The organism is Streptomyces sp. NPDC048001, assembly GCF_043203115.1.
Classification (GTDB): Bacteria; Actinomycetota; Actinomycetes; order Streptomycetales; family Streptomycetaceae; genus Streptomyces; species Streptomyces sanyensis.
This window is the reverse complement of sequence record NZ_JBIDBN010000010.1, coordinates 13382-27923: the sequence shown is the minus strand read 5'-3', so window position 1 is coordinate 27923 and position 14542 is coordinate 13382. Positions and strand designations below refer to the sequence as shown.

Here is a 14542-nt window from a genome sequence, read left to right as displayed (position 1 = left end):
GGCGGGCGTCCTCCGAGGAGGCGGCCCGCGGGCATCCCCTACTATGCCGCACCGCCGCCCCCCGGCGCGACGGGCCGCGGCGCGGTGGTCCGGAGCCCGAACACCCCCGCCCCCGCGGGCTCCAGGGGAGGTGCCCCCTCCCGCCCCGGTCCCGGCACCCGCGCACCCCGGCCGCCCGCGGGCGGCCGCCCCTCCGCCCCGGCGCGACGGCACGGGAGGCCCCGCCCGGCCCGCCGCCGCACACCCCGTGGAACGACCGGCGCCCGCCCTTAGTCTGGGGGGCATGACCGCAACGGGGGCAGACCAGGACGCCGCGGGTTCGACCGCCCGCGCGTTGCTGTGGTGGGGACGGCGGCGCAGCGCCGTGCTGGACGTGGGACTGGCGGCGGTGTCGGCCGCGGAGTGCGCCGTGCAGGGCGTCGGCTTCGCGTACCAGGCCGCGCTGCCGGTACCGGTGGGGGTGGTGTTCGGGTTCCTGGTCGGGTCCGTGCTCGTGGTGCGGCGGCGCTGGCCCATCGCCGTGGTGCTGGTCTCGGTGGCCACCACACCCGCCGAGATGGGCTTCCTGATGGCGGTCGTGGGCCTCTACACCCTCGCTGCCTCGGAGGTGCCGCGCCGGATCGTGGCGACCCTCGCGGGGATGTCGCTCGCCGCCACCTTCATCGTGACCTTCGTGCGCGTCCGCCAGGACGTGCTGGGGGCCGGGGGCCACGCCTGGTACGAGCCGCTGACCGCGGGCTTCATGTCGCTGGGCCTCACCGCGCCCCCAGTGCTGTTCGGCCTCTACATCGGCGCGCGGCGCCGGCTCATGGAGAGCCTGCGGGAGCGGGCGGACAGCCTGGAGCAGGAGCTCTCGCTGCTCGCCGACCGCGCCGAGCAGCGCGCGCAGTGGGCCCGGCAGGAGGAGCGCACCCGGATCGCCCGGGAGATGCACGACGTGGTGGCCCACCGCGTGTCGCTGATGGTGGTGCACGCGGCCGCGCTCCAGGCCGTGGCCCTGAAGGACCCGCAGAAGGCCGTCAGGAACGCCGCCCTGGTGGGGGACATGGGCCGGCAGGCGCTCACCGAGCTGCGCGAGATGCTCGGCGTGCTGCGCAGCGGCGACCCGGAGGCCGCCGCCACCGCGGCGCCCCCGCAGCGGCCCGCCGCCGAGGGGGTGCCGCTCGCGGCGGTCGGCGCCGCCGCTGCCGCCGCCGCTGCCGCCGCCGCGGGGGCGGGCCCGAGCCTCGCGGACATCGAGGCCCTGGTGGGGCAGTCGCGGATGACGGGGATGGTGGTGGAGTTCGCCGTCCACGGCGACGCCCGCGGCTACGCCCCCGAGGTGGAGCAGACGGCCTACCGGGTGGTCCAGGAGGCGCTGACCAACGTCCACAAGCACGCGGCGGGCGCCGAGGTGCGGGTGCGGCTCGCCCACCGCGAGGCCGAGGTGGCGATGCAGGTGGAGAACGGCATACCCGGCACGGCGGTGGCGGCGCCCGGTCTGCCCAGCGGAGGCAACGGGCTGCTCGGGATGCGCGAGCGGGTGACCGCCCTGGGCGGGGTCTTCGTCTCCGGGCCGACGGACGCCGGGGGCTTCCGCGTCTCCGCGGTGCTGCCCGACCGCGGCCGCGCGGCCTGAGCCCGGCACCGGGCGGCCTGAGCCCGGCTGCCTGACGGGCACGCCGGCGCCCGCGCGGGTCCGGGTCCGGACCGGCGGCCCGGCGGAGCTGGCGGCCTGCACGGCCGGTCCCCGCGTACGCGGAGTCCGGCGGCCCCACCCGTTCGGCCCCCGCGCGGGTGCGGGAACGCTGCGGCACCGGGGCGCACCGGGCCTGCGGCCGCCACCGGGCAGCGTCAGCCCCCGGCGGTGAGACGCGCGGGCTGCGTCCCCGTGACCAGCGTGGACAGTGCCTCGTCGATGCCCGGACCGAGGTACCAGTCGCCGGTGTGGTCGATGCTGTAGACCCGGCCCTCGGCGTCCATGGCCAGCACGGCCTGGTGGTCGCCCTCCCGTCCCAGCGGCGACACCTCCGTCTCCAGCGCCCGTCCGAGGTCCCCCAGGGTGCGGGCCAGATGGAGCCCGGCCAGCGGGTCGAAGACCACCGGCGCCGGGGCGTGCTGGCGGCCCGGACCCGGTGCGACCAGCCTCAGCCCGCCGAACTCCGCCCATGCCTCCACCACGGCGGGGAACACGCTGTGCCGGTGGCCGGCCGGCGAGGTGTGGGCACGCAGGCTGTCCGCCCAGTGCTCCGCCTGCTGTATGTCCCAGCGGCCGGGTTGCCAACCGGCCTCGCGCAGGGCCGCGTCCACGGCCACGGGGAAACGGGTGGTGCTCAGGTGATCGGGCATGGGTGGGTCGCGTCAGCCGTTCTCGGGTGCGGTCGGGTCCACGGCACGTACGCCGAAGTGGTCCAGCAGGGCGGTGCAGGAGCGGCACGGCGGCGCGTAGGTGCCGTGCAGCGGATCGCCGTCCTCGCGGATGCGCCGGGCGGTGAGCCGGGCGTGCTTGAGGGAGCGCCGTGCCTCGCTCTGCGTCAGGGGCTTGCGCTGGGCGCGCTTCGAGCGCCGCCCCTCGGCGGCGGCGAGGTGCCGGGAGAGCAGGATCGCCTCCGGGCACCGCCCGGTGAAGCGCTCGCGCTGGCCGCTGGTGAGGGTGTCGAAGAAGTCCTGCACCAGCGGATGGAGGGGCGGGGGGCGCTCGCTCCTGCCCGCGGTGCCGGTGAGCGTCTCCCCGCGGACGGAGAGTGCGGCGGCCACGGCGGGCAGGATGCCGTCCCTGCGCTGGCGCAGCACGGGCGGTCGTGGCGCCTCGTCACTGCTCCAGCTGAGGCGCGGGTCGCCCGTCGTGCCGGGCGCCGAGCCTGGTTGCGCTGCGTGCATGGTCCTGTGGATCCCCTCCGTGCACTCCCCCGAGTCATGCAAAGGGCCAGCCTGCCAAAGAGGGCGGGTCATGGGGAAGCTGGGTCGCCGAAACGCGTCGCCGGGGGGCGTGTCGTGTCACCCGGAAGTGACTGTTCGTTACGGAGGCGACGGGCCGCGGGCCCCTCTTGCCGTACCGCATAGGCTGTGCTGCACCAGCCAGACGCCACAGGGGGCAGAACGCCATGACGACAGGTCGGCAGGGCCTGGGGGCAGCCATGAGCCCCGGGGCCGGCGCCGGTGCCGCGCCACCGAACGCGGCCTACGCCGGGCAGGTCGTGCACTTCCCGGACCCGGTGCGCGCGGCGCGCCACCCCCAGGGGGTGCGGGTCGACGCGCACGGATACCCGGACTTCTCGCCGTACGCGCGCGCGGCCGCCGAGATCGCCGAACCGCCCGAGGGCTTCGGCGTGGACGAACTGCGCCTGACCGACTACGTGTCGGCGAACGCCGCCCTGCACGCCGAGGGGCACCCGCTGTGGGAGGGGCTGCCCGCCGTGGCCACCCCGCACGGCTGGACCTGGCACCATGTGGCGGGCACCCGGCGCCTGGAACTGGTGCCGGTCGAGGTGAAGGCGCTGCTGCGCCACCACGGTGGCCTGGCCACGGCCCGGGTCGACCAGGCCAAGCGCGGTACGCGCCCCCTCCAGGAGACCCGCCCCGCCCACTTCGCCGTCCCGCGCGGCGCCGTGTCGGTGACCGAGCACCAGCTCCTGGGCGTGGAGGAGGACCTGGGCTACCGGCTGCCGGGCGCCTACCGCACCTTCCTCAAGGCGGCGGGCGGTTGCGCCCCGGTGGGGGCGGCCCTCGACGCGGAGCTCGGGCTCCTGGTCGACCAGCCGTTCCTCACCGTCCGGGACGAGGCGGCCGTCAACGACCTGGTCTACGCGAACAAGTGCCTGCGCGACCATCTCACCAAGGACTACCTGGGCGTCGCCTTCGTGCAGGGCGGAATCCTCGCGGTCAGGGTGAAGGGCGCGGGCACCGGTTCGGTGTGGTTCTGCGCCCACGACGACGCCCGCGACCGGGACGGCATGGGCGTCCAGGAACGCACGGAGCGGCTGCTGCTGCCGTGCGGCGAGGACTTCGACGACTTCCTCCAGCGCCTCGCGGGCAGCCCGCCGGAGCTGGAGACCGTGGCGAATCTGATGGTGGACGGCGGCTTCGCACAGGCCGTGCCGGTCCGCGAGCCGGGCGAGGGGTGATCGGCCGATGGTGACGTTCGCGCAGGCGCAGGAGCGCGCCGAGGAGTGGGTCAACGGCGACGTGCCCGCCTACCAGCACCGCGAGGTGCGGGTGCGGGAGTTCGAACTGGGCTTCGTCGTCTGGGCGGAGGACCGCGAGGGAGTCGCACGCTCGGACGGCGGCCGCCAGCGGCTGGTGATCGCCCGGGACGGCGGCGAGGCCACCCTGTGGCCCGGACTCCCCGTCGGCGAGGTGATCCGCCGCTACGAGGAGGAGTACGGGTCCCGGGCCGCCGCGGCCCCGCCCGAGGCCGGGGCCCCGGAGCGGATCGACCTGAACCAGACCTCCTTCCTGCTGACCCCGCCGGAGTGGCTCCAGGAGGCCGCGGACCGGCTGGGGATCCCGGACCACCGCTCCTCGGGTGCGGACGCCCGCGGGACGGCCGGCGGCCGTGCTCCCTCGGGCGCCGTCCCCTCGGACGCGGGGCCCTCGGACGCCGTGCCCGCCGCCGCGGTCCCCGCCCCTCGCGCGGAGCCCCCTGGCGAGGACCCCTCGGACGCCGCCCCCGCCCCGGCGGACACCGCGGGCACCGGGGACACCGGCGGTGGTGCGCCCGCGACCCCGTGGCCCGCCGCCCCGGGCGGTGCGCAGGACCACGAGCCGACCGCGCAGGACGGCGTGCCCGCCGCCCCGGGCGCCACCGGCTGGACGGACACCAGCGGCACGAACGGCGGCGACGCCTCCGTGCCGCTGCCCGCGACGGTCTTCGCCCCGCCGCTCGGCGGTGACGACACACCTCCGCCCGTACCCGCCGACGCCCCCACCGCGCTGATGCCCGGCGGCAGCGCCCTGCCGCCCACGGCGGTGGCCCCCGCCCTGGACGCCTCCCCCGGTGCCACGCCTCCGCCCCCCGGCGCGGCGGACATCGCGGACGCGGCCACCGGCAAGGCCGCCGTACCGCCGCGCGGAGCTCGCCCGGCAGGGGCCGGCAGCACCCCGCCGCCGGGAACCCCCACCCCGCCCCCGGGCGGCTACCAGCCGACCGCACTGGTGCCCCAGGCGGGTCCGGGTGTCCCGCCGCCTCCGGGTCCTCCCGGTCCGCCGCCTGCTCCGGGGGCGGTTCCGCCGCCCGGCGCGGGGGCTGGGCCGGTTCCGCCGTCGGGCGGGGGCGGTACCCCGCCGCCCCCGGGCGGTGCGCACCATGCGGCGACGATGTTGTCCGATCCGGGTCGGCCGGGCCCGGGCGCCCCGCCGCCCCCCGCTCCTCCCGGCCCCCTGCCGGGCGCCCCCCAGGGCTACGGCTACCCCCAGCCGCCCACGGGCGCGCCGATGGTCGGCCCCGGGTACCAGGCGGTGCTGCGCTACCGCGCCCCCGACGGCTCCGAGGCGCAGCTGATCCGCCGCTCGGCCCCCGGCACCCCGCACCCCGAGTGGCAGATGCTGCACGAGCTGCGGGCGATGAACGTGCCCCCGCAGGCGGTGCTGGAGCTCCACACCGAGCTGGAGTCCTGCGAACTCCCGGGTGCCTACTGCGCACGGATGATCCGTGAGACCTGGCCCCAGGCCCGGATCACCTCGATCGCCCCGTACGGTGCGGACCACGCCTCGCGCCGGCAGGGCGTGCGGCAACTCCTCGCCCACCAGGGCGAACTGCACCAGGTGGCGGACGGCCCGGCCCGGCCCGCACCGGTGCGGGCACCGCTGCCCCAGGTGCAGCCGGCACCGCCGGTCCCGCCGGAGGGCGCCGCGCAGGAGCTGGCCGCCGCCTTCGGGCCCGCCCTGCTGCGGTTCGACCAGCGCGCCGTCTCGCGCCAGGGGGTCCCGGAGATCGTGGCGGCCACCCTGGTGTGGGCCGGACTGCCCGCCGACTTCAACCCCTTCTTCTGGGCGCAGCCCGCGCACCCCGTGGTGCCGACGCTGGCGGAGCTGGCCGCCCAGCGGCAGCTGCAGCCCGCGTCGGACGCCGCGTCCTACCTGGTCCTGGGCAGCGACTTCGGGCGGGCGATCTGCGTCCAGTACGGCACCGCCCACATCGTCGCCGTGCCGGTGGAGGCCGGTCCCGGCGGGCAGCCCGTGGCACCGCAGTTCGTCAACACCGGACTGCCGGAGTTCGTGCGGTGCATGGCGCTGCTCGGGCGGATGTGGCGGCTGCGCTACGGCCTGAACCCGGAGCAGGCGGGCCGGTGGACCGTCGACTTCCAGGCGCAGCTGGCGGCCCTGGACCCGGCCGCGCTCTCCTCGCCGGAGAGCTGGTGGTCGGTGCTGCTGGAGCAGATGTGGGACGGTCTGCTGTGAGCCGTCCGCACGGCTGAGGCCCACGGCGGGGCGCCCCGCCGCGCGACACGAGGGGGCGCCCCCGGTCCGGTGACCGGGGGCGCCCCCCTTGCGTGCCCGCGCCCGCTCAGACGGGGGCGCGCTCCGGCGCGGGCACGCCCGCCAGGATGGTCGCCTCGACCTCCTCGTACCGCAGCCGCTCCGCGTCGGGGCCCCGGCGGCGCTCGGAGAGCAGGGTGCCGAGCCAGCCCGCGAGGAAGCCGAGCGGCACCGACACCAGACCGGTCGTGGTGTACGGGAACCAGTGGAAGTCCACGTCGGGGAAGACCGCCTGGGGCGAACCCGAGACCAGACTGGTGCCCGTCATCAGCAGCAGCGCCGAGCCGGTGCCCACCACGAGGGTGCCGAGCAGCCCGGCGCGGGAGAAGCGGCGCCAGAACAGGCTGTACACCAGCGCCGGTGCCACGGCGGAGGCGCCGATGCAGAAGGAGAGCATCAGCAGTGCCTGGAGGTTGAGGTGCCGGGCCACGGCCGCGACCGCCAGTGCGGCCAGGCCCACGCCGGCCGCCGCCGCCCGTGCCACGGCCATCTCGGTGGTGTGGCTCAGCCGCCGGCGGCGCACCCCGTGGGCGACGAGGTCGTGCGCGAGGGTGTTGGCGCAGGCCAGGGTGATGCCCGCGACGGAGGCGAGGAGCGTCAGGAAGACGGCCGTGGCGACCGCGGTGAACAGCAGCGTCTGGGCCGGGTTCGGCTCGCTGCCGAGGACGGCCTGGGTGACCAGCAGATAGGCCGTCTTGCCCTGCGGGTCGCCCTGCAGGAGCCCCTGGTGGCCGACGAGGGCCGCGGCGCCGAACCCGATCACCGCGATCAGCAGGCAGAGGACGACGACGGTGGACACCGCCCACGACATGGACCGCCGCACCGCGCGGGCGCTGCGCGCGGTGAACATGCGCATGGTGATGTGCGGCAGGACCGCCGCGCCGAGCACCACGGTCAGCTGTGCGCTGATCATGTCGAGGTCGTCCCCGCCGAACTGGAGCCCGGCGGTCAGGTAGGCGTCCCCGGCGCCGCTGCCCGCCGCCGCGGCGTCCAGCAGCGTGGGCAGGCTGAAGTCGTGCCGCTCCAGCACCAGTACGGCCACCGCCGTCGAGGCGCCCAGCAGTACCACCGTCTTGACGATCTGGATGAACGCGGTGCCCTTCATGCCCCCGATCGCCGCGTAGGCGATCATCAGCAGGCCGAGGAAGACGATCGCCCCGGTCTTGAAGCCGTCGGTGTCGAAGCCCAGCACCACGGCGAGCAGGTCGCCCGCCCCGGCGAGCTGGAAGACCACCAGCGGCACCAGGGCCAGGAGGGTGACCGCCGCCGTGGTGATGCGCACGGCGGGCCCGGGGGTGCGCCGGGTGAGGACGTCGCCCATGGTGAACCGGCCCGCGTTGCGCAGCGGTTCGGCCAGCAGGAACATCATCAGCACCAGGGAGAGCACCGTGCTCAGGGTGAGCGAGAGCCCGTCGTAGCCGAGCAGGGCGATGATGCCGATGGTGCCGAGCACGGTCCCCGCGGAGATGTAGTCCCCGGCGATGGCCAGGCCGCTCTGCACGGGGGACAGGGAGCGGTAGCCGGTGTAGAACTCGCCGAGGTCGTCGCGGTCGGGGCCGGTCATCACGCACAGCAGCAGGGTCACGGTGATGACCGTGATGAAGGCGATGAGCGACAGGGTCTGCGCCTCGGAGCTGAATCCGGTCAGGCCGTTCATGCGAAGGCACCCCCCGGGGCGCGCCGGGCGGCGGTCCGCTCCTCGTCGGCGGCCGCCTCGGCGGCCCGCTCCCGTATCCCCGCGGCCAGGGGGTCGACGCGGCGGCGCGCGATGGCCTCGTAGAGGGCGATGGCCCCGAGAGCGACGGGGAGCTGGACGAGTCCGAGCAGGACGCCGGTGGTGAGCCCGCCGCTGACGGAGCCCGTCATCAGCCCCGGCGCGTAGGCGGAGAGCAGCAGGTACAGGACGAAGTAGCCCAGCGCCGTGAGGGTGGCGACGCGCCGCAGCAGCCGGTAGGCCGAGCCCAGCCGGCGCACCGCTCCCCGCTCGTCGGCGGCCCCGGGGGCGTGCGGGGTGCCGTGCGGGGTGCCGTGCGCGCCCGCCCAGGGGTCCCCGGCCGGGTCGGCCCAGGCGCCGGCCGCGGGCTCCGTCCAGGGGCCGTACCCGGCCGGGTGGGCGGGGTGCGGGGAGTCGAACTGGGGGCCGGCGCTCCCGGGGCGGGCGCGGTGGGTCCCGGATGCGTGCCGGGGCGGCGGTTCGGGGAAGGGCGGGTGGTACGACATCGGCATGCTCCTTGCCGCCCGAGGGGGACGGGGCGGGTGGCGCGGGTGGTCCGGGTACGTTACTCACCGGTAGAGGGCGCCGTAAGGGGTTACCGACCGTACGGTATGGCAGTTCGGTGACGATTCTGTGCGCGGCCCCCGCCGGCCCCGGAGCGGGCCCTCGCCCGCTCCGGGGCCGACGGGTGTCAGGAGGCGCAGGCGGTGCGCTCCTCCGGCGTCATCGCGCGGGAGCGGGCGATGATCAGGTCGTTCCTGCCGGTGGGCGCGCTGAAGGTGCTGTTGTTGATGACGACGTGCCGGTACAGCTTCTTGGTGCCGCTCCGGATCTTGGTGCCCGCCTCGAAGTCGAGCCGCAGGTCCCCGGTGGCCGTCCCCATCTCCGCGGCCCTGCCGAACCAGGCGACGTTGCAGGCCGGGACCGGCAGGCTGTTCGTCTGCGAGACGGTGCTCGACCGCGTCCAGGTCTTGGTGTACTTGGCGGTCACGGCGGCTTCCGCCACGCCCCAGACGGCGGACTTCACCGAGGAGCCGACCTCGAAGCTGTCCGAGCTGGTGACGGTGTCCGACCAGGCCAGCGTGTGGGTGACCGTCGTGGACGCGTAGTTGAGGACACGGTCGCCCACCTGGTGTTCCGGCCCGGGCGCGGTCTGGTACGAGGACGGGGTGTAGCTGATCCTGCAGTCGTTGTTGTAGTGGGGCCACGACGACAACTGGTGCACGTCGTAGCAGATCTGCAGGGCCTTGGCCGCCAGTGGGTCAGTGGCGTCCAGTACCAGGGTGCGGTTCTGGGCCGCCGCGGCCGGCGACGCGGCCAGCCCCAGCACCCCCACCGCGATCCCCGCCAGGACCGGTGCTCGTCGGATCGATGGCATGCGTGTGTGCTTCCCTTCCGGTTCGTACAGCTGAAGAGGGGCCGGGCGCCGCAGCCACCCACCGGTGGCGGCGGCGCTCCGGGGAGAACGGAGGTCCCGTACCTTCCGCGCTCACGGACGACGCTTCAGAACCCGGCCGGCCCGGTGCCGTGGAGCCGGTGGCACCGGGCCGGCCGGCCGGGTCACCGAACAGGCGCCAGAAGCTCGTCCTTGGCACGCTCGATCGCACTGCACACGCTCGCCTCCATGCTGAAGACCCTGTCCCACCGATGGACGAGGTGCTGCGTGAGGAGAACCTTCTCCGTCTCCGTCAGGTCGGAGCGGTCCCTGAGCTCGAGCAGTACGGCGGAGAGGCTGAAGGGAGCGGTGGTGTGGCAGCCGCCGGTACCCCCGTTGCCGGCTTCCACGGGGTCGGTGGTGGCCACGGCCTCGCAGGGCACGCTCTGCCCGACTGATCCACCCGGCGTGATCCGCGCCCAGGGGGTGGCCTCGTCCCAGCGGAAGACGCCGTCCGCCGCCGACCGCATGCATACCGTGCCACCGGTCGGTGTCGCCGTCGTCGCGGCTGCCGGCTGCGCGGTGAGCAGCGGTGCCACGGCCGCACCCGGCAACGCGAGCAGGAGCGCGGTCAGCCGCACACGCCGGCGTCGCCCCGGCGGCATGGCGGATCTTCTCCGAGCTGCGGCCGCGGGCAGACCCGTCGCGTTCCCTGCCGCTGCGGAAGTGCCCCGAACCCGATACATGCACATGTTCCTCTCGCCGGACCGACGTCGCACGGGCGGCAGGCCGGACCCCCGCAGGCGTGCGGGGAAGGCCCCTGCCGCCCACCGAGCGCCCATCCTCCACCGCCGCCGAGAGGCGGTGTGAGTGGGAGAAGTGGCAGACTCCGCAAGAATCCTCCCGTGCCCCGCAGGGCTCGGTCCGCACCGCGTGGCGGCCCTCGGAGGACGGGAGCACCAACCCCTTCGAACCGGGCCGCGCCACCGAACTCCCCGGCCCGCCCCGGCCCGAACCCGGCCGGAACCGGTACGACTTCACCCTCCGCGCGCCGGGCGGCCGCACCCAGCCGGCACCACCCCCGCCGCCCCCGCCCGGCGGTGGGGTGTACACGCGGCCCCGGGCCCTGCCCCTTCCGCCGTACCCGCGCCTCCGCCCCAGGGCGGACACCCCTAAGGGCCGCCCCTTACTCCGGACCGGGGAGCGTTCGTCCCGGCGGACGACGTGGCCGGAACACCTCTTTCCTTACCGTGTCCTTACGCCCTCAGGGGGGAGCCCGGCGCACGGGGGTGGGGAAAACCCCCGCCTCACGACTGCGCCGCGCACCAGCGCTTTTCCCTCCCCGGGCCGGAAGACTCGAAGCACCCCGGCAGGCGGCCCGCCCGCCCCGGGACCACCGCACCCCAGAGCTAGGAGACCGACCGTGACCACGGCTGTGACCACCCCCGCACGCGGGGAGACCGGAGGGCCGGCCGCCGTCGCCGCCCGGGGGCGGCAGGTCGTCAAGGCCTACGGCGACGGCGAGACGCGCGTCGTCGCGCTCGACCACGTCGACGTGGACATCCACCGCGGGCAGTTCACCGCGATCATGGGTCCCTCCGGCTCGGGCAAGTCGACGCTGATGCACTGCCTCGCGGGTCTCGACACCGTGACTTCGGGCCAGATCTTCATCGACGACACCGAGATCACCGGCCTCAAGGACAAGAAGCTCACCCGCCTGCGCCGGGACCGGATCGGCTTCATCTTCCAGGCCTTCAACCTGCTGCCGACGCTCAACGCCCTGGAGAACATCACCCTCCCCATGGACATCGCCGGCCGTCGGCCCGACGCGGCCTGGCTGAACCGCGTGGTCGAGACCGTCGGCCTGGCGGAGCGGCTCAAGCACCGGCCGAACCAGCTCTCCGGCGGGCAGCAGCAGCGTGTGGCCGTCGCCCGGGCCCTGGCCGCCCGTCCCGAGATCATCTTCGGCGACGAGCCCACCGGCAACCTGGACTCCCGCGCCGGGGCCGAGGTCCTGGGCTTCCTGCGCCGCTCGGTCGACGAACTCGGCCAGACCATCGTCATGGTCACCCACGACCCCGTCGCCGCCTCCTACGCGGACCGGGTGCTCTACCTCGCGGACGGGCGCATCGTCGACGAGATGCTCCGGCCGACGGCCGAGGCCGTCCTCGACCGGATGAAGGACTTCGACGCCCGGGGGCGCACCTCATGACCGTCCTCAAGACCTCGCTGCGCAACTTCCTCGCCCACAAGGGCCGGATGGCGCTCTCCGCGGTGGCGGTCCTGCTGTCCGTGGCCTTCGTCTCGGGCACCCTGGTGTTCACCGACACGATGAACACCACCTTCGACAAGCTCTTCGCGGTCGCCTCCGCCGACGTCACCGTGAGTCCGGAGGGCCCCGACGACGACGGCAGGCCCGCCAGCGGCGTCCCCAGGACGCTGCCCGCCTCGGTGGTCGACGAGGTGCGCGCCGTCCCGGGCGTGGAGTCCGCCCAGGGCGCCGTCGCCACGCTCAGCGTCACCGTGGTGAACGCGGACAACGAGAACGTCGGGTCCACCAGCGGTGCCCCCACCATCGCCGCCAACTGGACCGACAACGACCTCAAGTCGATGAAGATCACCTCCGGGCAGGCGCCGCGCGGGCCCACCGAGGTGATGGTCGACGGCGACACCGCCGACAAGCACGGGCTGAAGCTCGGCGACGAGCTGCGGACCATCGCCGTCACCGGCGACTTCACCGCGCGGATCTCCGGCATCGCCTCGTTCCAGGTCACCAACCCCGGGGCCGCGATCGTCTACTTCGACACCGCCACCGCGCAGCGCACCCTCCTCGGCGAGGAGGGCGTCTTCACCGAGATCCTGGTCACCGGCGAGGACTCCGTGACGGACGAGCGCCTCAAGCGGGACCTCGACGCCGCGCTCGACGCCCCCTACACGCTCCGCACCGCCGAGGAGGCGGCCGACGCGGGCCGCGAGCAGGTCGGCTCCTTCCTCGACGTGATGAAGTACGCCATGCTCGGCTTCGCCGGGATCGCCCTGCTCGTCGGCGTGTTCCTCATCGTCAACACCTTCTCCATGCTCGTCGCCCAGCGCACCCGCGAGATCGGGCTGATGCGGGCGATCGGCGCCGACCGGCGCCAGGTGAACCGGTCCGTGCTCACCGAGGCGCTGCTGCTCGGCCTCGTCGGCTCCCTCGCGGGCGTCGCCGCCGGTGTGGGGCTGGCCGTCGGCCTCATGAAGCTGATGTCGGCCGTGGGCATGAACCTCTCGCTCGACGACCTGACGGTGAAGTGGACCACCCCCGTGGTCGGGCTCGCGCTCGGCGTGGTCGTCACCGTGGTCGCCGCCTACCTGCCCGCCCGCCGGGCAGGCAAGATCTCCCCCATGGCGGCCCTCCGCGACGCGGGGACGCCCTCCGACGGCCGCGCCGGGCGCGTCCGCGGCGCGGTCGGCCTCGCCCTGTCGCTGGCCGGCGGTGCCGCGCTCCTTGCCGCGACCCGGGCGGACAAGGCGTCCGAGGGGTCGGTCCTGCTGGGCCTCGGCATCCTGCTGACGCTGGTCGGCTTCGTGGTCGTCGGCCCGCTGCTCGCCGGCGGCGTCGTACGGGTCCTCTCGGCGCTCGTCCTGCGGATGTTCGGCCCCGTGGGGCGGATGGCCGAGCGCAACGCGCTGCGCAACCCCCGCCGCACCGGTGCCACCGGCGCCGCGCTGATGATCGGGCTCGCGCTGGTCGCCTGCCTGTCGGTGGTCGGCTCCTCGATGGTCGCCTCCGCCACGGACGAGCTCGACCGCTCGGTCGGCGCCGACTTCATCGTCCAGTCCGCCGCCCAGGACGGGGCTCCCATCGTGCCGAAGGCCGGGGAGGCGCTGGCGCGGACCGAGGGCCTGGCCCATGTCACCGGCTACCGCCCACTGCCGGCGACGATCACCGCCCCCGACGGCTCCGCGGAGCCCGCGGACCTCGTGGCCGCCGACGCCACCTACGCCGAGGACGTGCGCCGCGAGACGCTGGAGGGGGAGCTCGCCGCCGCCTACGGGCCGGACGCCCTGTCGGTGGGCTCCGACTACGCCGAGCAGCACGGCGTGTCCGTCGGCGACACCGTCGAGCTGGAGTTCCGCGGGGGTGCCGTCGCACGGCTCACGGTGGCCGCCGTCACCTCCGACGACACCAACATCGACCGGGGGGTCAAGTACCTCTCGCTCGCCACCGCCGAGAAGTACCTCCCCGCCGAGCTGATGCCGCAGAACATGATCATGTTCGCGACGGCGCAGGAGGGCCAGGAGGAGGCGGCCTACACCGCCCTGAAGTCCGCGCTCGCCGAGTACCCGCAGTACACGGTGAAGAACCAGGCCGACTACAAGGAGGACCTCAAGGACCAGATCGGCCAGCTGCTGAACATCGTCTACGGCCTGCTGGCGCTGGCGATCATCGTCGCGGTCCTCGGTGTGGTGAACACCCTCGCCCTGTCCGTGGTGGAGCGGACCCGTGAGATCGGCCTGATGCGGGCCATCGGGCTGTCCCGCAGGCAGCTGCGGCGCATGATCCGCCTGGAGTCCGTCGTCATCGCCCTGTTCGGCGCCCTGCTCGGCCTCGGGCTCGGCATGGGCTGGGGCACCGCCGCCCAGCAGCTCCTGGCGCTGGAGGGCCTGGAGGTCCTGCAGATCCCGTGGCCGACGATCGGCGCGGTGTTCGTGGGCTCCGCCTTCGTCGGCCTGTTCGCGGCACTGGTACCGGCCTTCCGCGCGGGGCGGATGAACGTCCTGAACGCGATCGCCACCGAGTAGGGGCACTTCCGCAGGACGCGGCCGCCGCCGGGGAGCGCCCCGGCGGCGGCCGCGGGCGTTCCCCGGGCCGCCCGCCGGGCCTGTGCGGAGCGTGGCCGTCCGGTGGCCGAACGCGCTCCCCGCCCGCGGATCGCCCGCGCGGGCGCCCCCCGCGCGTCGTAGGCTGGAGCCCCCGGCCCGCCCCGCGTCCCCGACGCGGGGGCCCACGACGC

General features: G+C 75.2%; 11 protein-coding genes. 5 read left to right on the top strand and 6 right to left on the bottom strand.

What is annotated here, in order from left to right:
- Positions 1-283 precede the first annotated feature (283 nt).
- The gene (locus ACGF15_RS19500; protein ID WP_392800446.1) at positions 284-1618 is read left to right on the top strand and encodes a sensor histidine kinase; all 1335 of its coding nucleotides are present in this window, start codon (positions 284-286) and stop codon (positions 1616-1618) included.
- 215 nt (positions 1619-1833) lie between these two features.
- On the opposite strand, the gene ACGF15_RS19495 is transcribed toward ACGF15_RS19500, so the two are convergent.
- Both ACGF15_RS19495 and ACGF15_RS19490 read right to left on the bottom strand, forming a co-directional pair.
- Positions 1834-2328, bottom strand: coding sequence for an SUKH-3 domain-containing protein (locus ACGF15_RS19495; RefSeq protein WP_345615098.1), 495 nt, complete (start codon positions 2326-2328; stop codon positions 1834-1836).
- A 12-nt stretch (positions 2329-2340) separates the two neighbouring features.
- Positions 2341-2859: a YwqJ-related putative deaminase gene (locus tag ACGF15_RS19490; protein ID WP_256525871.1), complete on the bottom strand. Its 519-nt coding sequence runs from the start codon at positions 2857-2859 to the stop codon at positions 2341-2343.
- A 224-nt stretch (positions 2860-3083) separates the two neighbouring features.
- Here ACGF15_RS19490 and ACGF15_RS19485 point away from each other — a divergent pair, with 224 nt between their 5' ends.
- Both ACGF15_RS19485 and ACGF15_RS19480 read left to right on the top strand, forming a co-directional pair.
- On the top strand, positions 3084-4103 hold the full coding sequence (locus tag ACGF15_RS19485; RefSeq protein WP_345615099.1) for an SMI1/KNR4 family protein: 1020 nt from the start codon (positions 3084-3086) through the stop codon (positions 4101-4103).
- Positions 4104-4110: 7 nt separating this feature from the next.
- Complete coding sequence (locus tag ACGF15_RS19480) at positions 4111-6378, top strand: SUKH-4 family immunity protein (RefSeq protein WP_392800443.1); 2268 nt, start codon at positions 4111-4113, stop codon at positions 6376-6378.
- 106 nt (positions 6379-6484) lie between these two features.
- On the opposite strand, the gene ACGF15_RS19475 is transcribed toward ACGF15_RS19480, so the two are convergent.
- The 4 genes from ACGF15_RS19475 to ACGF15_RS19460 form a co-directional block, all read right to left on the bottom strand.
- A complete protein-coding gene (locus ACGF15_RS19475; RefSeq protein WP_345615101.1) occupies positions 6485-8113 on the bottom strand; it encodes a cation acetate symporter in 1629 nt (542 codons plus the stop codon).
- Entirely contained in the window at positions 8110-8676 is a 567-nt protein-coding gene (locus ACGF15_RS19470) for a DUF485 domain-containing protein (protein ID WP_392800440.1), read from the bottom strand. Before ACGF15_RS19470 ends, ACGF15_RS19475 begins: the two co-directional genes overlap by 4 nt.
- A 185-nt stretch (positions 8677-8861) precedes the next feature.
- On the bottom strand, positions 8862-9548 hold the full coding sequence (locus ACGF15_RS19465; RefSeq protein WP_392800438.1) for a hypothetical protein: 687 nt from the start codon (positions 9546-9548) through the stop codon (positions 8862-8864).
- A gap of 182 nt (positions 9549-9730) precedes the next feature.
- A complete protein-coding gene (locus ACGF15_RS19460) occupies positions 9731-10210 on the bottom strand; it encodes a hypothetical protein (protein WP_392800436.1) in 480 nt (159 codons plus the stop codon).
- Positions 10211-10968: 758 nt separating this feature from the next.
- Between ACGF15_RS19460 and ACGF15_RS19455 the strand changes: the two genes are divergently transcribed.
- Both ACGF15_RS19455 and ACGF15_RS19450 read left to right on the top strand, forming a co-directional pair.
- Complete coding sequence (locus tag ACGF15_RS19455) at positions 10969-11757, top strand: ABC transporter ATP-binding protein (RefSeq protein WP_345615109.1); 789 nt, start codon at positions 10969-10971, stop codon at positions 11755-11757.
- Entirely contained in the window at positions 11754-14330 is a 2577-nt protein-coding gene (locus tag ACGF15_RS19450) for an FtsX-like permease family protein (protein ID WP_362613735.1), read from the top strand. Before ACGF15_RS19455 ends, ACGF15_RS19450 begins: the two co-directional genes overlap by 4 nt.
- Positions 14331-14542 lie beyond the last annotated feature (212 nt).

Excerpts from the sequence above, each read along its gene's own strand:
- ACGF15_RS19475 (WP_345615101.1), bottom strand. The coding sequence starts at position 8,113 with ATGAACGGCCTGACCGGATTCAGCTCCGAGGCGCAGACCCTGTCGCTC.
- ACGF15_RS19485 (WP_345615099.1), top strand. The coding sequence starts at position 3,084 with ATGACGACAGGTCGGCAGGGCCTGGGGGCAGCCATGAGCCCCGGGGCC.
- ACGF15_RS19450 (WP_362613735.1), top strand. The coding sequence starts at position 11,754 with ATGACCGTCCTCAAGACCTCGCTGCGCAACTTCCTCGCCCACAAGGGC.
- ACGF15_RS19495 (WP_345615098.1), bottom strand. The coding sequence starts at position 2,328 with ATGCCCGATCACCTGAGCACCACCCGTTTCCCCGTGGCCGTGGACGCG.
- ACGF15_RS19490 (WP_256525871.1), bottom strand. The coding sequence starts at position 2,859 with ATGCACGCAGCGCAACCAGGCTCGGCGCCCGGCACGACGGGCGACCCG.
- ACGF15_RS19465 (WP_392800438.1), bottom strand. The coding sequence starts at position 9,548 with ATGCCATCGATCCGACGAGCACCGGTCCTGGCGGGGATCGCGGTGGGG.
- ACGF15_RS19470 (WP_392800440.1), bottom strand. The coding sequence starts at position 8,676 with ATGTCGTACCACCCGCCCTTCCCCGAACCGCCGCCCCGGCACGCATCC.
- ACGF15_RS19480 (WP_392800443.1), top strand. The coding sequence starts at position 4,111 with ATGGTGACGTTCGCGCAGGCGCAGGAGCGCGCCGAGGAGTGGGTCAAC.
- ACGF15_RS19500 (WP_392800446.1), top strand. The coding sequence starts at position 284 with ATGACCGCAACGGGGGCAGACCAGGACGCCGCGGGTTCGACCGCCCGC.
- ACGF15_RS19460 (WP_392800436.1), bottom strand. The coding sequence starts at position 10,210 with ATGCCGCCGGGGCGACGCCGGCGTGTGCGGCTGACCGCGCTCCTGCTC.